This is a genomic window from Achromobacter spanius (assembly GCF_002966795.1).
In the GTDB taxonomy this organism is placed as follows: domain Bacteria; phylum Pseudomonadota; class Gammaproteobacteria; order Burkholderiales; family Burkholderiaceae_B; genus Achromobacter; species Achromobacter spanius_D.
In genome coordinates this window covers 5,916,310-5,934,513 of sequence record NZ_CP023270.1, presented here as the reverse complement: position 1 = coordinate 5,934,513, position 18,204 = coordinate 5,916,310, and the positions used below count along the sequence as shown (strand labels likewise).

Here is an 18,204-nt window from a genome sequence, read left to right as displayed (position 1 = left end):
GATTTTTCAATTTGGTTAAACCAGACCAAGAAAAACGTCTTTTCATATTTGATTACATGAAACGACCGTCTCATGTTGCGGTTTGTGTAATGAATGTAATTTTTCTAGGGATTTCCCGGGTTTATTACGGGTTGTCCTGATTTATTTCCGCAGCAATAAAAATATTTAGCAAAAAGTTTGCTGCGCGACCCCTCTACGATGCCCAGGCTCGCTACCCGGATAGTTAACCGGATACCGAGCCAAATTCATTTTTAGCTATACGTCCGCCCCATACGGCACAGGTATTTCGATTTCATGTCGGACTGCCTTCCTTTGGGCGTCGATTTCTAGTGTCTGCGACACGACGAAAACAGTGAGGTCCCCCGTGGTAAAGAGAATCGCAGTGTGTGGCCTTGGATATGTCGGCCTGCCCGTGGCAGTGGCATTTTCCAGGCGCTTTGATGTCATCGGTTTTGACGTGGACAAGCGGAGAATCGCACGGCTGAAAGAGGGTGATGACTGGACTGGCGAGATCGAACGCGACGTATTGCTTGCCTCCCCCATGCAGTTCACCGACCAGCTTTCCGAATTGGAAGGCTGCGATTTCTTCGTGGTGGCTGTCCCGACGCCCGTCGACGAGAAAAACAACCCTGACTTTTCCCTGCTGGTGCGGGCGTGCCAATCCATCGGCCCCGTGCTGCGTCCCGGCTGCATCGTCGTCTTCGAATCGACCGTTCACCCCGGCGCCACCGAGGAAATCTGCGGCCCTGAGCTTGAGAAGGCCTCGGGTCTACGCGCTGGCGTCGACTTCAAGCTGGGCTACAGCCCCGAGCGCATCAACCCGGGCGACCGGGAGCATCCGCTGGAGAAGATCGTCAAGATCGTGTCCGGCCAGGACGAGCAATCGCTGGAAGTGATTGCCGGCGTGTACGAGCAGATCATCGACGCGGGTGTGCACCGCGCCTCCTCGATCAAGGTGGCCGAAGCGGCCAAGGTGCTCGAGAACACGCAGCGCGACATCAACATCGCGCTCATGAACGAGATGTCCAAGATCTGCGATCTGGTCGGCATCCGCACCTCGGAGGTCCTGGCGGCCGCCGGCACCAAGTGGAACTTCCTGAAGTTCACGCCCGGACTGGTGGGCGGTCACTGCATTGGCGTCGACCCGTACTACCTCACGTCCAAGGCCCAGGAACTGGGCTATCACCCCGAAGTCATCCTGTCCGGCCGCCGCATCAACGACGGCATGGCCGCCCACGTGGCCTCGCGCCTGGTGCAGCAGCTTGCGCGCAGCGGCCGCCTGAATGCGTCCACCCGCGTCGGCATCCTGGGCATGACCTTCAAGGAAAACGTGCCCGACATCCGCAACTCGAAGATCGTCGATCTGTACCACGCGCTGGGCCAGTACGGCATCACGCCGGTCGCGTGCGATCCGATGGTCGATCCGGAGCAGATGGAGCACGAGTACGGGATCAAGCTTGCCGACCGCGCCGACTTCCGCGACATGGACGTCCTGATCCTGGCGGTGCCGCACCGCGAAACCATGGAAACCCTTTGGGAAGACCTGCCGCAGCTCGTCAAGAACGGCGGCATGGTCTGCGACTTGAAGTCGGTGCTGGATGCCAAACGGCTCCCGGCCGACCTTCTGTACTGGACTCTCTAGTTCAGGCTCGTAATCCATCAATACAGGAGAGACCCTGAATGACCGCATTTACCATCGCTCCGATCGGAACCTGCCGCATCCACACGCCGCTGCGCGATGCCGTGGGCCGCTACCCGATCAAACTTCAGCTCGGCCGCAACTACGGTTTCGTGCACACGGCCGCCGAAGCCCTCCAGCAGGCGCGTTTCATGTTCAGCCAAAGCGACATCCCGGCTGACGTGCAGCGCCTGATCTTCCGTCCGTCCAATGGCGAGCAGGCTCGCCGCGGCACGCACAAGCCGGCCGACCTGTACATGGTCGAGCTGTCCTCGCGCAAGCTGCTGACGATCGACGGCCACCCCATCCAATCGAATTACCTGGTTCGCTACTTCAGCGAGTTCTTTGCCGACCGCACCCGCACCCGCGCGTTCTGGTCGATGGCCGTGGCCGACCGTCTGGCCGAGCGCCGCGCGCAGCTGGACCAGGATCCGGTCTTCAAGAGCCTGAACAATGAAGACCGCGACCTGCTCGCCCGCGTCGTCAAGCGCGACCAGACGGACGAGGAGATCGAGCAAGAGATGCGCCAGCTCGTCGAGCTGCTGGGCCGCGACAAGGTCGTGTTCGTCACCCACGTCAACGCCCACACGCCGGACAACGTGCCCATCGAACAGCGTCAACAGCTGATCGCCGCCATTGCCGCCGCCGCGCAGCGCATCGGCGTGCCGTGCTATGACCCGACCCCGCTGATGAACAAGCTGGGCCAGGCCGAAGCCATGGAAGACGGCGGTCTGGATCTGACCCACTACACGCCGGCCTTCGCCGAGCGTCTGTACACCGACTGGTTCAAGAATTTCGTCCGTCCGCGCATGAGCTCCTCGACCCCGCAGGTCTCGGTGCCCAAGCTGGGCGCGGAAGAAAGCGTCGAGCGCATCGAGAAGCTGTGGGACTCGGGCGAGCTGCGCGAAGCCTCGCGCCGCGTGCGCGATGTGCTGCGCCGCTACCCCAGCCTGCCGGATCACGTGGTGCTCTTCGCGCGCATCCAGGAAGAACTGGGCGACTACGAAGGCTCGCTGGCCCTTCTGGGCAGTGCCGATGCGCTGTCCTCGGGCAGCAAGGCCGAGCAGATCCTGATGCGCAACCAGTTCAAGCTGGGCCGCTACGACGTGGCGTACTCGCTGGCCGCCGGCCTCCTGGGCGACGAAATCGAGACGCCGGAAATCGTCCGCATCGCGGCGGTGTCGGCGGGCCACCTGGGCTATGTCGACGAAAGCCTGGGCAACTGGAAGCAGCTGTTCCGTATCTCGGACCCGGCCGACGCGATGGCGCTGGAAGCGGCCGACACGGTGCTGTCGCTGCTGCAGACCGGCGGCGACATGGAATCGGCGATTCGCTGGGTGCATGAAGTGCGCGCGGCGATCCCGAGCTACGGCCGCGGCTTCGCGGTGCTGTGGCGCGACCGCCTGCTGGCAGGCGACCGCGACGCGCTGCGCGATCTGGCCGGCGAACAGCCCAAGCTGGAAGCGGGCGACGCGCTGGAACTGGTCAAGGAAGCCTCGTGGCGCGGTTGCATCATGGCTGCGGCGACGCTGGCGGCATCTTGCGGCCTGGCCAAGAGCGAGCACGAAGAGATCGGCGCATGGCTGCAATCGCAGTCCGCGGCGTGGGCCGAGGAAGGCAACCGCGCGCTGGAGGAAGGACGCCTGCGCGACGCCGCCGAACGCATCTGCGCGCACCGCCTGCTCAACCCCGACGCGCTGGCTGGCGCCCGTGCACAGCGCGCGTTCGAACGCGCCATGCGCCTGGGTGTGCGTGCCGCGCTGGTGGCCGGCAACCACAAGGAAGTGATCGACCTGACCAACCTGGCCATCGACACCAACGTGGACTTCCCCGAACTGCACGCCATGCGTGGCCGCGCGGCTGACGCGCTGGGCGACAAGAAGACGGCGATGCGCCACCTGGAAGTGGCCGCCACCGGCGATGCCGCCCCGTTCAGCGCCAAGCTGCACTTTGCCCGCGTTGCCTTCAATGGCGGCTGGTTCGGTGAAGCGATCGACGCGTACAAGGACGTGCTGGGCCACTCGGGCGCCGATCAAAGCGCCAAGGACGAAGCCGAACGCCAGCTGGGCAGGCTCGGCCCGCGCGCCATCCGTGGCGCCCGCGAGATCCTGTCGAACGGCGACCATCAGGGCGCGTGGAAGCTGCTGGATCGCGTCGCGCAGTCGTGGCCCGGCATGCCGGAAGTGGACCACGAGAAACGCCGCATCCTGGCCTATCTGTACGCCGAAGCGCGCGCCCTGGAACCGTCCAGCACGACCGAGCGCCTGGCGCTGGGCGAACGCATCGTGTCGCTGGTGCCTGACGATCCCATCGGCCTGCGCCTGGCCGCCGTCGGCGCCATGCGTCTGCACCGCTTCGAACAGGCCCTGCCTTACTGGAAGCAGTTGCAGGAACGTTCGGAGAACCCGGCGCAGTACGACCACTACATCGAGCGCTGCCTCGTCTGGATCGAGAAGATCAACCGGAGAAAGGCAGCATGAATCCACCTCTGATAACCGAGCGAGTGGACGCCAAGTCCGATCTTCAGCAAGTTCAAGCGCAGTTGGAGGAAATCGTTGCGGCATCGGGGCGGGTTCAAGTCGCTCAGGAAAACCTGGCACGCGCCAAGGCGCTTGGCCGCGATTACATGGAGGATTCAAAGGTCCGCTTCCTCCTGCTCCGCCTGCAGGAGTCTGCGGGCCTGAACGAGGGCATGGCCGAGCAGTGGGCGACCCTGCTCGAGGAATGCCCGGACGACCTGCAGATCGTGCGCTATTGCGCGACGCGGCTGGTGAAGGAACGGCACCTGGACGAAGCCATGGCGCTGGTCGACCGTCACCTGCCGGCCGAGACGACCAATCCGGACCGCCTGTTCTCGCGGGCAAAGCTCTTGAGCGACATTCGCGCGCACGAGCAGTCCGACGCGCTGTTCCGGCGTCTGATCTCGCAGCACACGGATCGCAACATGCGCGTGGAGTTTGCCAAGCGCCTGCGCAAGCGCGGCCTGCTGGCCGACGCGTGGGATGCGATCGCGCCCGTGGCCAAGCATCTGACGCCCGGCAGCAAGGCGGCCGAACTGGCCGAGGGACTGGCCAGCGACTACGCGTTCTACCAGCGCTTCGAATCCGAAGAATCGCTGGCGGGCAAGGACGTGCGCATCGTGTCGATGAAGCACGCGATCCTGCACTTTCGCAACCGCAAGATCGCTGAAAACACGCCGGAAAAGCCGGTGTCGGTGGCGCTGGTCACCGGCAGCCTGGGACCGGGCGGCGCCGAGCGCCAGCTGACCCGCCTGGCGGGCGAGCTGACTCGTCTGGCCGCATCGCCGGACCAGCAGCCGCCGGACATCCTGATGCGGCCCAAGAAGGTCGAGGTGCTGGTCAAACAGCACACGGAACCGTCCGGGTCGCCCAAGAAGCAGGACGACTTCTTCTTGCCGGTGCTCATCAAGGCGCAGATTCCCGTCACGGAGATCAACCGCCTGCCGGCGATCTCGGTGGCGCACCAGTCCGTGCCCGAAGGCAATCTGGGCCGCCTGCTGGAACAACTGCCCCCGCCCGTGCACTACGGCGTGACGCGTCTGGCGCCTGTGCTGCGCGCCAACCGGTTCGACGTGGTGAGCCTGTGGCAGGACGGCACGTGCCTCTTTGGCGCCCTGGCGGCGCTCTTGGCCGGCACGCCGACGATCCACCTGGTGTTCCGCGGCCTGCCGCCGAACATCCGCAAGGACCGTTTCCGCGAAGAGTATCCCGAGCTGTTCCAGGCGCTGGCCCTGGTGCCGGGCGTGGTGTTCGTCAGCAACAGCCGCAAGGCCGCGGAAGCGTACGCCGAGTGGCTGGATCTTCCGCTGGCGCGATTCCACATCCTGTACAACGGCGTGCCGGATCTGGCGATCGATGCATCGGACGCCGACAAGGCAAAGTGGGAAGCCTTCCACGAGCGCACCAAGGACGCCACGGAAACGATCGGCGGCGTGTTCCGCCTGGAGCCGGACAAGCGTCCGCAGCTCTTCATCAAGTTGGCGGCGCTTTACCTGAAAGAGCGTCCGCAGGCGCGCTTTTTCCTCGTGGGCGACGGACGCCTGCGCGAGAACATCGAGGCGCTGGCGCTAGAGCACGACGTGCTGGAGCGCCTGTTGCTGGTGGGGCTGTCGAATCACGTGGGCTTCTGGTATTCGAAGATGGACGCCAGCGTGCTGCTTTCGCGTTATGAAGGCCTGCCGAACGTGTTGATCGAGGCGCAACTGCTGGGCGTGCCGGTGATTTCCACGCCGGCCGGCGGCGCGGAAGAATGCTTTGTCGAGGACGAGACGGGCCACCTGCTCAGCTGCGTGGATCATCCCGACATGCACGAGGCGTGCGAGAAGGTCCTGAACATGGTGGACCAGGTGCGCAGCAATGCGGACATGCGGGCAAATAGTCGCCAGCGGGCGCAGAAGCTGTTCTCGCTGGACGCGATGCTCACGAAGTTCATGAGCATCTGCATGCCCGCGATGACCGAGTCCGAGAACGATGAGCGCATCGATGTTGCGCCCAAGCGCTTGATGCAGGCGTGACGGGCAGTTGCTCTTTTTTAAAGTGCTGAAGCTGAAGGATCCTATGCAAATGAACGTCCCGGCCCTGGGCGCGCGACGCCACGCGACGCTTGCCATGCTGCTCTTGGCAGCGCTGACACTCACGGGTTGCCAGCTCCCACGGTCCGGCCCGATGCTCAGCGAAATGACCGGGGCTCACGATGAGAAAGACGTCATCGTGATGCCCGTGTCGCGCGAACTCGCGCAAAAAAGCAGGGTGCCTGACGTGGCGGACTTTCCCGTGCGCTATCGCGATCTGACGCAGGCGGGATTCGACAAGCTGGTGCCGGGCGACGGCATCAACGTGCGCGTCTGGGAGCGCGGCGGGCTGGGCGTGTTCGCCCCGGATCCGTCGGGCGTCAGCGACCTGGGCAACCAGGAGATCGACCGTTCCGGCAATGTCTCGTTCCCCATCATCGGCAAGTTCCAGGCCGAAGGCCGGACGTTGGGGCAGTTGCATGACGCCATCGTGGCGCGCCTGAGCAAGCTCGTGGTCGGCGCCGACGTCAGCGTCACGCGCGCGGCCGATGCGCGCGGGCAAATGGTGACGGTGCAGGGCAACCTGACCAAACCCGGCATGTATCCCATCACGCAGACCGCCCAGCGCCTGAGCAGCGCGCTGGCGCAGGCCGCGCCGGTGCAGACCAATCCCGAGCAGCTCATCATCAGCCTGCGCCGCGACAGCCAGGTGGCCTCGGTGCGGCTGGCGGATATCTACCGCAACCAGAACAACGACATCCTGCTGCGCTCGGGCGATGTGATCACCGCCTACGACGCCAGGGAATTCCTGACCGTGCTGGGCGCGGCCGGCCAGCAGGGCCGGGTGGAAATCAGCAAGCGCAACTACAGCGTGCTGGACGCGCTGGCGGATTCGCGCGGCCTGGACGACAAGCTGGCCGATCCGCGGTCGGTGTTCCTGTTCACGCCCGCTCAAGCCGGGGCCGAAGGCAAGCCGGACTTGCTGCCCGTCGTGTACCAGTTCGACCTCACGCGTCCGGAGCAGGTGGCGCTGGCGCGCGAGTTCACGGTGCATGAAGGACAGGCCATCTATATCTCGGACGCGCCGTTCACGCAGGTGCAGAAGGTGCTGTCGGCCTTCCGCGTCACGATGAGCGCGGGCTTCAGCGCCACGCGAGCCATCGACAGCGATTCGGGCGGCGGTTCGACCGGCGTGGCCCAATAACGCGTCCATGAGTAACGAGGATCGGATAAAGGGCTGGCGCTCGCGCCGCAAGGAAAACAGCTACGCGGTAGGGTCTGGTGTCGCCAACTGGCGGCTGGATCCGGCCGCGCTGTTCGAGGCCAAGGCCCCGCCGGGCGTGCTGTTCAAGCCGCTGCTGGCCCGCCTGCAGGGCGAACCGCACGACTCCGTGGCGGCCCGGCGGGCGGTGTACGAGGCCGTGCAGGCGGAGCTGGATGCGGAGATCGCGCGCAGCGAGGTCGATGAGACCCTGGCGGATTTCTCGCGGCGGCGTCTGCGCATCATCGTGCGCCTGCTGGAGCAGGACATCCGCGCGGGTGTGGAGGTGTTTGCGCCGGGCTACATGCCGGCCAAGCTGGTGTCCGAGGACGAGCGGCTGGCCGCCGCGCATGCACGCCGCGTGGAGCGGCGCAAGCAGGACGAGGCGCGCGAAGCGCGCCGCCATGCGTCGCGCAACGACATTGCGCTGGAGATCGAGGTCGCGCAGACCGAAGCGGGTGACCTCGCGATCCTGCGCGACCGGCTGCGCTCCCTGCATGAGGGGCATTCGCAGGACACGGCCGGCCATCGGCCGATCGGCCGCACGCTGATGGCGATGTTCATCTATCAGCTGCGCGTGATGCATGGCGAGAGCCGCATCGCGCTGGTGTGGGCGCTGGTTGGTCCGGTGGTGCTGCTGACGCTGATTTCGTCGCTGTACATCCTGATGGGCACGCACTACATCCTGGGGATGGACGTGCAGACGTTCTCGCTGTTGGGCGCGACGACCTGGATCATGTTCCGCCAGATCGCTTTCCGCAGCAGTACGGCGTACGTGTCGGCACGCGGCCTGCTGAATTTCCAGGGCGTCACGCCGCTGATGTGTGCGCTGGTGCAGGCCATGATCTACGTGTCTGTTTATGTGGTGGTGTTTGCAGTGCTGATCACCGCGGGCCACGCGATCGGGCTCATCACGCTGCCCCAAAGTTGGGCCGGCTTCATTCTTTTTGTGGTGCTGATGGGCGTGGCGGGCGCGGCGATGGGAGTGCTGTTCGGGTCGATTGCGACCTACTGGCATTTCTTTCTGCGGCTGGCGCCGATCATCGAACGCTTCCTGCAGATCTTCGCGGCGGTGTTCTTCGTGTCGGAGCAGTTTCCGGAGCAACTGCGGCCGTGGATGCTGTGGTCGCCGCTGGCGCACGGCATGCAGTTGCTGCGCTCGGCGTACTTCCATGCGTACGAGTCGCACGATGCCAGCCTGGGTTACTTCCTGACCTCGCTGGTGTTCATGATGGTGATCGCGCTGGTGGCAGAGCGCCTGGCCCGTCCCAACGTTCAGCCAATGTGAGGGAGAAAAATGATCCATCTCAATGGCGTAACCGACGAACCCTATTCCTTCGGCAGCAGGCAGCCGCTGCTGGCCAACGCCACGCTCGACATTCCGGCCGGGCGCTATGCGCTGCTGTCGCCCGCGCCGGAGATGCACCGCCAGCTGGTGGACGTGCTGTGCTGCCTGCGTCCGCCGCGGCAGGGCTTCGTCAAGCACGACGGCAATGTCTCGTGGGCGATCGGCCGGCAGGGTTTCATCCGCGGCAAGGCCAGCGGCCTGTCCATGATCGATTTCGTCAGCGAAATGTACGAGATCGACCCCGATGCCACGTACGAACTGGTCGCGGACCTGATCAGCGATCCGAAGATGCTGGCCAAGCCCATGGAGCATTGGCCGCTCTATGTGCGGCAGGAGTTTTCGTTCGCGCTGGCGCTGGCGCCCGCGTTCGATGTCTACGTGATCGAAGGGAGCATCCCCTTCGAGCCCTGCCGTTTCACCCGGCTCTGGCTGGCGCTCTTCGAAGAGCGGCTGGTTGGCCGGACACTCATTTTTTCCAGTTATCGCCAGAATCAGTTGGCGGACTATTGCTTCAAAGGCTTGATCTATGAACGAAGCGCGCTCAGCATCGACGACGACCTCGACCAGTGCCTCCGCAGGTATCCCCCGCGAAGATCACGGAGCGACTCCGGCACAGGCGACGACGTCCTCGGAGGCGGCTTCGACGAAGGCCAACTCGGGTTCTGACGGCGGCTCCGAGATCGAACGCCGCCGCCGCGAGCGGCAGTCGGCGCTGCGCGAACGCCGCCGCCACCGCTGGATCAACGCGCTGATCGTGCTGGTGCCGGTGGCGCTGGCGGTGGTCTACCTGTCGATCGTCGCCACGCCGCGCTACGAAGCCGAATCGCGGTTCTTCGTGCAGTCGGCGTCCAACCAGGGCGGCGGCGCCGGCGCGGCGGCCAGCCTGCTCACCACGGGCAACTCGGGCGGCATGCTGGGCGGTTTCGTGGACGGGTGGGCGGTTGCCGATTTTCTGAAATCGCGCGACAGCATGCAGCAGCTGGACAAGAAGGTCGGCCTGCGCCGCTACCTGAAGAACGAAGGGCTGGACCCGTTCAACCGCCTGGCCGAGGACTCCAGCGAGGACGATCTGTATCGCGCCTATCAGGCGTCGGTGCATGTGTCGTTCAATGCGCTGGAGCAGATCGACGTGCTGCGGGTCAGCGCGTTTTCGTCGGCCGACGCGGCCACGCTGTCCAAGGAACTGATCGGCCTGGCCGAGGAATTCGTCAGCTCGATGAACGAGAAGGGCGTGGCCGACAAGCTGAAGGTGAGCGAGGAGTCGGTCAAGTTTGCCGAAGAGAAGGCGCTGGCGGCGCGCGATGCGCTGACCACGTGGCGCACCAAGCACGGCAACATCGATCCCAGCGCCACCGTGTCGATGCTGCTGAACCTGTCCAGCCAGCTTGAAGGCGAGCTGAGCACCGCGCAGATCAACCTGGACAAGATCCGGGCGCTGGATAACAAGGACCATTTCATGCTCAAGCCTGCGCAGATGCAGGTGGCGGCGCTGAAAAAGCGGCTTGCATCCGTGCGTCAGCGCCTGAGCGGCGACGGCAATACGGAAGCCAAGCAGTTGAAGGAATACGAGGCGCTGCGCAATGCCCAGGTGTTTGCGGATTCCAACCTGACGCTGGCGCAACAGTCGTACCAGCAGGCCATGACGGACGCGCTGCGCCTGCAGCGGTATCTGTCGATCATCGCGCAGCCGGTGCCGACGGATCGGCCCAGCAGCCCGCGCACCGGCATCTTGCTGTTGCAGGCGCTGGCACTGGGATTTGTGCTCATGTTCATCGCACGCGTCGCGATGGCTCTGTTGAGGGGGCTGCGTCATGGTTGATACGGTTATCGAGAACCGCGCGCCTGAAGCTGGCGCCGAACCGCAGGACGCCACGGCGCGCCTGCGCGAGGTCATCGGACAGATCCGCGCGTCGGCAGACCCGGCGCGCGATATGGCCGCGCTGGAACCGGCGCTGCGCCCGGCCAAGGACGGCTGGCGCGAGGTCCGACGGCTGCTGGTCTCGCCCGACGTGAAAGAAGGCAAGCTGGCCAGCGCCATCGCGGCGCTGGAGACGCTTGTCGCCGTGTATCCCGCGCGGGTCGACGACAGGCGCCTGCTCGCCAGCCTGCTCGGCCGCCTGGAGCAGTGGGACAGGGCGATCGCCGAGGCCGACGCCGCCGCCGGCATCGAGCCCGGCAATGCGTCGCTGCATGCCGCGCGTATTCAGATGCGCGTGCAGGCGGGACGCGTGCCCGAGGCGGCGGAAGTGGCCCGCACGACCCTGCCGCTGGCGCAGAGCGCGCCCGAAGACGCCTACGCGTGGATGATGGCCTTCGTGCGCAACGGCGATGTGGCCGACGCGTCGGGCATTGCGTCCTCGCTGGATCCGGACAAGCTGCCCAACGAACGGGTGGCGACGATGGCCGTGCGCGCGTTGCTGGCCGATGGCCGCACCGCGGCGGCAATCCGTCTGGGTGATGGCGCGCTGGGCGCCGGCCAGGATTGCGCGGCGCTGCGATCGTCGCTGGGCCTGGCGCATCTGCGGCGCGGCACCGAAGACGATCGCAAGACCCATGCGCTGGCGCACTTCGAGGCCGGCCTGCAGGCCGCGCCGGACGACGTGCGGCTGCTGACGCTGCATGGCGAAACCCTGCTGCGCGCCGGACGCTACAAGGATTCCGTGGCGCCGTTGGCGCGCGCCATCGAATTGGCGCCCGATCTTGAGCAGACGCGGGGCCTGTATGCCCGCGCGCTGCGCTACACCCTGCAGTACGACGCGGCGGCCGAGCAGATGATGTTCCTGCTTAAGAAATCGCCCGACAACCTGCTGTGGCAGCGGTCGGCCATCGGCGCGCTGTCGCAGGCGGGCCGCAAGGACGAAGCCGAGGCGCTTTTCGAGCAATACGTCGCCAAGCGCGGCGCGCGGTTGCCCGAGACCTTCCAGGAAGCGCTGGCGCGCATGGAAGAACAGCTAGACACCGCGCCGATTCCGCAGGCGCGGCTGGACTGGGCCTGGTCAATGCGCGGCGACACGGACATCGACCGTGCGACGTGGGAACGCCGCGCGCGCTGGGGCCACATGATCGACCATCTGCTCTTCGACTGGCTCGAATGCCGCGAGGAGCGCGTCGAAGAAGCGATGGCCATGCTGGGCGAACTGGACACCGGCGAACGCTTCTTTGCGCCGCTGCTGGCCGCCGGCCGCGGTGTCGTGGTCGCCACCGCGCACGTCGGGCCGATGTATGCGGGCTTGATGGCGCTGGAACTGGTTGGCATCCCGTCGCGCTGGCTGGCGTCGGCGCCCAGCATCGCCCGCAGCAGCTACGCCGAGGCGCTGATATCCACGGCCGACCAGACCGAGGCGCAGGTCGCCAAGGCGTGCATGCGCGCGATCAACTCGGGATTCGTGCTGTGCCTGGCCATCGACGGCGCGGCAAATCCGGCCGCGCCGCGCACGACGTTCGAAGGCCAGGACGTCACCTATTCCGGTTTCGCGGCCCATCTGGCGCATCGCATGGGCGTGCCGTCGGTGTTCTACGCGCCGCGCTGGGAAAACGGGCAGGTGGCCTACACGCTGGAAATGCTGCCGGCCGCCAATCCGGGCGAGGACGCGGACGCTTACGCGCAGCGCTGGCAGAAGGCGTACTTCGAACGGCTGCGCGAGCATCTTGCCGGCCCGCCGGAGAACCTGCGATTGAGTGGCGGCATCTGGCGCCATGTGACGGCGGCGGATTCGTCTGCATGAAGATTTAGGGAGCGGTTGCGATGCGACTACGAAAGACAGTGATGGTGTGGCTGCTGACGTTGGCCGGTTTGTATGGCGGCACGGCGGCAGCAAGCGGGCAATGCGAGGCGCCCGATGAACACTGCCCGTTCGTTTCCAGTCTGCTTGCGCAGCGTGAAGGATACGGGGCCAAGGCCACGGGCGGCTTGGGCGGAAAGTTCATCGAGGTGACCTCGGACCAGGACGCCGGGCCCGGCACGCTGCGCGCCGCGCTGGCGCAGGCCCGCAAGGGACCGGCATGGATACGCTTTGCGTCCGACATGACGATCGTCCTGAAAACCCAGTTGCGCGTCCCGTCCAATACGACCATCGACGGCCGCGGCAAGCGTGTCGCCCTGATCGACGATGGCCTGGGCGTGTATGGCGCCAAGAATGTCATCCTGACGCATCTGACGATCGACGGACGGCTCACGCGGATCACGCAGGCCGTGAATGTGGCCAACGACAGCCGCGATGTATGGGTCGACCACATGGACCTGTCGCGGATGTCGGACCGCCTGCTGAACGTGAAGAACGGCTCGACCGACGTGACGATCTCGTGGACGAAGTTCCACAACTCGAACAAGGTCATGCTGCTGAACAACATCACGTCCAAGAATCTGTTCCAGAACTACGAGCGCGATTCGAATGCGCGCGTGACGCTGCATCACAACTACTTCTTCAACACGGTTCAGCGCAATCCGCGCGCGCAGTTCGGCACCTTCCACCTCTTCAACAACCTGCTCGAAAACTGGGACTTCTACGGCATGAGTTTCAGCCTGGAAGCCAAGGCGCTGGTCGAAGGCAACATTTTCAATAACGACGCGCAGCGCAAGTGCGTCGAGCCCGAGTTCTACCCCACGGTGGAGGGCATCAACGTCAACTATTGCCGCTACATCCCGATCGCGCCCGCGCGCAGCGCTCTGGACAACGGCGACTCGGATCGCGGCGCCTATGAAAAACGCAAGGCGGACCACGGATACACCCGCGATTTCAAGGCCTTCCTGCGGTTGAAGGACAACCTGTACCTGGGCGATGCCAAGCCGGTGCTGAAGGACTATCGCCCCGAGTCGGCGCCGACGCCATCCTACTGCTACGGCTACGAGAAGGCCACGCCCGAGCTGGCCGAAAAGATTCGCAAGTTTGCGGGAAACACGTCGGGCGACACGCCCCTGCCGGCGACCCGCACCGGCGCGGGCTGCCCGGGCTGAGGGTAGCCCGGCAGCAGCGCATCGATTTCAGAGTTTTCTGATTGTGCGCATTTCTGCAAGAAATCAGGATTTCGTGCGTGATTTCATCAGGTGAGGAGCCATGTCCGATATCGTTGTATTCGTTCGCAGCAAGTCGCGCTATGGCGACCAGATCGTAGCGTTCCCGGCGCTGTATCAAGTCAAGAAACTGTGGCCTGACAAGCGCGTCCGCGTCGTCTCCCGGTTTGAGGTGGAAGACTTCTATACGCAGCTGCCGTGGGTGGACCAGTTCGTCCACGCGGAAGCATTCGGCGATCAGATCAAGGCGCTGCCCCCGCGTGCCAGCGCGTCGTTGACGCTGCACCATTCCAGCGAGCGCTTTGCGCTCATCAACCTGCTGCGCCGGCCCAGGCTGCGTCTGGGCTTCAGAAACCGCCGGCTCGGCGACTGCGTCTGGACGCATTCCCACACCAAGGACATCCGCGAATACATCGGCCTGGCCAATCTGCGGCTGCTGGCCACGCTGCAGGAACACGATCCCGAAGCGATTGCCCGCCAATGTTTCGTTGAAATCGGCCGGTCCTTTGCGGGCACGGTGCAGCCGGCCGACATCGTATTGATTCCGGGCGGTGGCTCGGGGCAGTTCAAGCGGTGGTCGCTGGACCATTACATTGCGCTGGCCGACCTGCTTCAGGCGCGGCTGGGCGGCGGCGCGACGTTCACGTTTGTGCTGGGGCCGGACGAAGCGGCCGAACGCCAGCGCCTGAAGCACATGAATCGGCCGGATTTCCGCCTGGAGTGCGGCCGGCCCGTGGCCGAGCTGGTCGCGCTGATGCAGCACGCGCGCCTGATCGTCTCCAACGACTGCGGCCCCTCCCACATCGCCCAGGGGCTTTGCGTGCCCTACGTGGGCGTGTTCAACGAGTCGAATCCCGAGTGGTTCTGGGCCCGCGATTACACCCGCGACGTCGTGCCCGAGGCGGGGGAGTCAGAGATCAATTCAATTCACCCGGCGCGTGTGCTGGAGGCCTGCATGACGGTGCTGAACGGGCCCGCGCCGCGTTTGCGGGGCGGAATTTCCACCAGTTAGCGCGTCGCGTCCTCGGAATCATTCCAGGGAAGCCCCATCAGGAATCACCGCTACCTTGCCGACGTGTCTGCGCGTCTCGACGGCTTCGTGCGCCAGCGCGATGTCGTTCAGCGCGTACGGATGCACCTGGGCATGATGCAGGCTGCCATCCTTTAGCCATTGCGTGAGCTGCGCGATGGCCTGTTGCTTCAAGATCGGCGGCATGGTGTAGACCAGCAGAAAGGCCAAGCGCAGGTTGCGGCGCATCAGGTCGCGCACGGGCAGGGTTGGGTGCAGATCGGTGTCCGATGCGTAGGCCGCGATCTGCGCGCCGTTTTCGGCCAGCAGCAGATTGACGGGCAGGTTGCCCGCGAAATCCAGGTCGATGAAGGCGTCGAAGCCTTCGCGTTGCCGATGCGTCAGCCATTGGCGCGCGGCGGCCGGCAGGTCGGCGCCGCGGGGCGCGGTTTCGATGCCGGCGGCCTGTGCAACGCGGGCCTGGTCTTCATTCGATACGCTGGCCAGCACCTCGGCGCCACGCAGGCGAGCCATCTGCGCCGCATAAAACCCCACTGCACCCACGGCGCCATGCACCAGCACGCAACGCCCGGGTTGTGCTTCGACCTGTGCCGTGCAGTACCACGCCGTCAACGCCGGCACGCCCAGCGACGCGCCGGTTTCCATTGAAACGCCATCGGGCAGGGGCACCGCCAGGACTTCGGGTACGGTTACCCATTGCGCGGCAGTGCCGTGCGGCCGTCCAAGCTGGCATTCGTACAGCCACACGCGTTGGCCAACCCGGCCGGCGTCCACGCCCGCGCCAACCTGTTCGATGACCCCGGCGCCGTCCTGATGCGGAATCGTGCGCGGCCACGGATTGGCGCGCGCGCCCAGGCCTCCGCGCGTTTTGACGTCGGAGGGATTCACGCCCGAAACCGCGATGCGGACCTGGACCATGCCGGGGCCGGGCGGCTCGACCGGCATGTCCCCGACGCGCAGCACGTCCCGGGCGGCGCCGGGGGTGTCAAAGAAGGCGGCTTTCAAGAGGACTCCTTATCGGTTCGGCATGCCCAGCACGGCCTTGGCCACGATGTTGCGCTGGATCTCGTTGGAACCGCCGTAGATCGTGGTGACCAGCGACTGCAGGAACGGCGCGGGCGGAAGGAGCGACGTGCCGTCGTTCATCGTAACGCCGGTCCAGGTGCCGCCCGATTCGTCGGCCCAGCGCACGATCTCGCGGGCGATGCGTACGTAGGTTTCGGTGGCCAGCACCTTCAGGCCCGAGACGGACGGCGGCAGCAGGCCGCCGCGCCGCACGATGTCGGCGAAAAGGCCATACAGCGCCTCCAGTTCGCGCACGTCGCCCAGCAACTGCGCGTACGACTGGCTGAATTCGGGCAATTCGAACAGCGACTGGCTGTCGGCCAACTGCTCCAGGTGGTGCAGGGCCTGGCGCGACTGCTGCGGGCTGCCGGCAAAGATGCGTTCGTAGCCGAGCAGGTCCTTGGCGATGGTCCAGCCCATGTTCAGCTCACCCACCAGATTCGTGACCGGCACCTTCACCTCTTCGAAGAAGACTTCGCAGAACTCCTGTTCGTCGATGATGTTGGTGATCGGCCGGATGGTGACGCCGGGCGACTTCAGGTCGATGAGCAGGAAGCTGATCCCGGCCTGCGGCTTGACGGTCTTGTCGGTGCGCACCAGCGCGAAGATATGGGTCGCGTCGTGCGCAAGCGTGGTCCAGATCTTCTGGCCGTTGACGATGAAGTGATCGCCGTCGCGCACGGCCTCGGTGCGCAGGGATGCCAGGTCCGAGCCGGCGTTGGGCTCGGAATAGCCCTGGCACCAGATGTCTTCGCCGGACAGGATGCGCGGCAGGTAGCGCGCCTTCTGTTCAGACGTCCCGTGCTGGATCAGCACGGGACCCAGGTTGATGATGCCCTGGTCGGGCAGGCGCGCCGCGCCCCAGCCTTCCATTTCCTCGAAGAAGATCAGCAGCTTGGCGGGCGGCAGCGCCATGCCGCCGTGTTCGCGCGGCCAGGCGGGCGCCAGCCAGCCGCTGCGTGAGAGCGTCTGATACCAGTCGCGCACCTCGTGCAGGCGCAGGCGCCGGGGCACGTGGCGCAGGTGCTGCGGGTAGTTCGAACGCAGGAACGCGCGCACCATCAGCCGGAAGCCGTCGTCCGTCATGGCGGCGTAATCGTCGCCCGACGCGGCAGCGCCCTCGGTCTGGGCCTGGTGGCCGTGCGACGGCCGCAGGGCAAGGTAGCGCGCCTGCAGCGTGCGCGGGCTGCCGAGCCAGCTTGCCAGATGCAGGGCGCGTTTGAGATAGATGCCGATGTCGTATTCGTCGGTGTACCCGATGGCGCCGTGCAGTTGCACGGCCTCGCGGCATAGCGCGATGACGCGTTCCGCGATGCGCGATTTGGCCAGCGCGGCCACGCGCGCTAGGGTGGCGGGATCGTCGGCCACCTCGCGATAGCTATCGGCCAGCAGGGCGCCGCACGCCATCACGCCGACATAGGCGTCCACCATGCGATGCTGCAGCGCCTGATTGGCGCCGATCGGCTTGCCGAATTGCACGCGCGTCTTCAGGTAGTCCAGCGTCATGCAGAACACGCGGCGGGCAATGCCGTAGAGCTCGCTGCTCTGCAGCAGGCGGGTCGTCTCCAGCGCCTGCTGGCAGATGCGGTCCACGGCCTCGCCTTGCGCGACGATGCGTCCGGCAGGCAGGAACACGTCCAGTTGCAGCGTGCACAGCAGGCTGCCGTCGGCGCGAAGCTCAGTTTCGATCTTCACGCCTGCATCGTCCGGCCGCAGCCAGATCAGCGTGGGCAGTTCACCGCGGCGGGCGTGGACCAGCCAGCCCGTCGCACCCACGGGCGATACCCAGCGTTTGGTCCCCACCAGGCGAAGGCGGTCGCCTTCGATGCTGGCGGAGGTCGACACCGAGGTCGGAATGAGTTCGCCGGGGTTTTCCTGCCACGCCAGGCCCAAGACCGCCGATCCGGTGACGACGTCGTTCAGCAGTTCACGCGCGAGGGCGTTGTCCGCAAACGCCGGCAGCACCAGCGCGGCGAGGGCGCCGGCGCCCAGATAGGGTTCGGGCAGAGGCGACTCGCCGACAGCGGTGGCGATCGCGCCCAGGACCTCGGCGTCCAGGCCCAATCCGCCCAGATGTTCCGGCACCGTGACCGAGGTCCAGCCGGCTTCGGCGAGCGTCTTCCAGGTTGCGCCGTCCCAGCCCGGCGCCGCGCCGCGCAGCTCGCGCAGCCTGCCCAGTGGCGAAACCTGCGCCAGCGTGCCGGCCGCGGCTTCCATGAACTCGGCATGCCGCGGCAGAGGGCCAAAAATCGAAAAAGAATCCAGTGCGTTCATCGTGGT

General features: G+C 65.6%; 12 protein-coding genes. 10 read left to right on the top strand and 2 right to left on the bottom strand.

Features of this window, described 5'->3' with window-relative positions; all coding sequences use genetic code 11:
- Positions 1 to 382: 382 nt before the first annotated feature.
- The 10 genes from CLM73_RS26880 to CLM73_RS26835 all read left to right on the top strand — a co-directional run bounded on the left by CLM73_RS26880 (position 383) and on the right by CLM73_RS26835 (position 14,841).
- Positions 383 to 1,642, top strand: a complete 1,260-nt coding sequence (locus tag CLM73_RS26880; RefSeq protein ID WP_105241036.1) for a nucleotide sugar dehydrogenase — start codon at positions 383 to 385, stop codon at positions 1,640 to 1,642.
- A gap of 38 nt (positions 1,643 to 1,680) precedes the next feature.
- Entirely contained in the window at positions 1,681 to 4,158 is a 2,478-nt protein-coding gene (locus tag CLM73_RS26875; protein ID WP_105241035.1) for a hypothetical protein, read from the top strand.
- Positions 4,155 to 6,212 carry a glycosyltransferase gene (locus CLM73_RS26870; RefSeq protein ID WP_105241034.1) on the top strand — a complete coding sequence of 686 codons (2,058 nt, stop codon included), beginning with the start codon at positions 4,155 to 4,157 and terminating at the stop codon, positions 6,210 to 6,212. The genes CLM73_RS26875 and CLM73_RS26870 overlap by 4 nt, the downstream gene beginning before the upstream one ends.
- A 43-nt stretch (positions 6,213 to 6,255) precedes the next feature.
- Positions 6,256 to 7,413, top strand: a complete 1,158-nt coding sequence (locus tag CLM73_RS26865; protein ID WP_105241742.1) for a polysaccharide biosynthesis/export family protein — start codon at positions 6,256 to 6,258, stop codon at positions 7,411 to 7,413.
- Between the two features lie 7 nt (positions 7,414 to 7,420).
- On the top strand, positions 7,421 to 8,758 hold the full coding sequence (locus tag CLM73_RS26860; RefSeq protein WP_105241033.1) for an ABC transporter permease: 1,338 nt from the start codon (positions 7,421 to 7,423) through the stop codon (positions 8,756 to 8,758).
- A 9-nt stretch (positions 8,759 to 8,767) separates the two neighbouring features.
- Positions 8,768 to 9,484, top strand: a complete 717-nt coding sequence (locus CLM73_RS26855) for a hypothetical protein (RefSeq protein WP_056559922.1) — start codon at positions 8,768 to 8,770, stop codon at positions 9,482 to 9,484.
- Between the two features lie 121 nt (positions 9,485 to 9,605).
- The gene (locus CLM73_RS26850) at positions 9,606 to 10,637 is read left to right on the top strand and encodes a sugar ABC transporter (RefSeq protein WP_158685960.1); all 1,032 of its coding nucleotides are present in this window, start codon (positions 9,606 to 9,608) and stop codon (positions 10,635 to 10,637) included.
- Positions 10,630 to 12,543: a tetratricopeptide repeat protein gene (locus CLM73_RS26845; RefSeq protein ID WP_105241032.1), complete on the top strand. Its 1,914-nt coding sequence runs from the start codon at positions 10,630 to 10,632 to the stop codon at positions 12,541 to 12,543. The genes CLM73_RS26850 and CLM73_RS26845 overlap by 8 nt, the downstream gene beginning before the upstream one ends.
- Positions 12,544 to 12,563: 20 nt before the next feature.
- Complete coding sequence (locus CLM73_RS26840) at positions 12,564 to 13,772, top strand: pectate lyase family protein (protein ID WP_105241031.1); 1,209 nt, start codon at positions 12,564 to 12,566, stop codon at positions 13,770 to 13,772.
- A gap of 100 nt (positions 13,773 to 13,872) precedes the next feature.
- Positions 13,873 to 14,841 carry a glycosyltransferase family 9 protein gene (locus tag CLM73_RS26835; RefSeq protein ID WP_105241030.1) on the top strand — a complete coding sequence of 323 codons (969 nt, stop codon included), beginning with the start codon at positions 13,873 to 13,875 and terminating at the stop codon, positions 14,839 to 14,841.
- An 18-nt stretch (positions 14,842 to 14,859) separates the two neighbouring features.
- On the opposite strand, the gene CLM73_RS26830 is transcribed toward CLM73_RS26835, so the two are convergent.
- Entirely contained in the window at positions 14,860 to 15,864 is a 1,005-nt protein-coding gene (locus tag CLM73_RS26830; protein ID WP_105241029.1) for an NADPH:quinone reductase, read from the bottom strand.
- A gap of 9 nt (positions 15,865 to 15,873) precedes the next feature.
- Positions 15,874 to 18,198: an acyl-CoA dehydrogenase gene (locus CLM73_RS26825; protein ID WP_105241028.1), complete on the bottom strand. Its 2,325-nt coding sequence runs from the start codon at positions 18,196 to 18,198 to the stop codon at positions 15,874 to 15,876.
- Positions 18,199 to 18,204 lie beyond the last annotated feature (6 nt).

Coding starts and splice junctions, on each gene's coding strand:
- CLM73_RS26860 (WP_105241033.1), top strand. CDS start 7,421: ATGAGTAACGAGGATCGGATAAAGGGCTGGCGCTCGCGCCGCAAGGAA.
- CLM73_RS26865 (WP_105241742.1), top strand. CDS start 6,256: ATGCAAATGAACGTCCCGGCCCTGGGCGCGCGACGCCACGCGACGCTT.
- CLM73_RS26840 (WP_105241031.1), top strand. CDS start 12,564: ATGCGACTACGAAAGACAGTGATGGTGTGGCTGCTGACGTTGGCCGGT.
- CLM73_RS26835 (WP_105241030.1), top strand. CDS start 13,873: ATGTCCGATATCGTTGTATTCGTTCGCAGCAAGTCGCGCTATGGCGAC.
- CLM73_RS26875 (WP_105241035.1), top strand. CDS start 1,681: ATGACCGCATTTACCATCGCTCCGATCGGAACCTGCCGCATCCACACG.
- CLM73_RS26825 (WP_105241028.1), bottom strand. CDS start 18,198: ATGAACGCACTGGATTCTTTTTCGATTTTTGGCCCTCTGCCGCGGCAT.
- CLM73_RS26870 (WP_105241034.1), top strand. CDS start 4,155: ATGAATCCACCTCTGATAACCGAGCGAGTGGACGCCAAGTCCGATCTT.
- CLM73_RS26855 (WP_056559922.1), top strand. CDS start 8,768: ATGATCCATCTCAATGGCGTAACCGACGAACCCTATTCCTTCGGCAGC.
- CLM73_RS26845 (WP_105241032.1), top strand. CDS start 10,630: ATGGTTGATACGGTTATCGAGAACCGCGCGCCTGAAGCTGGCGCCGAA.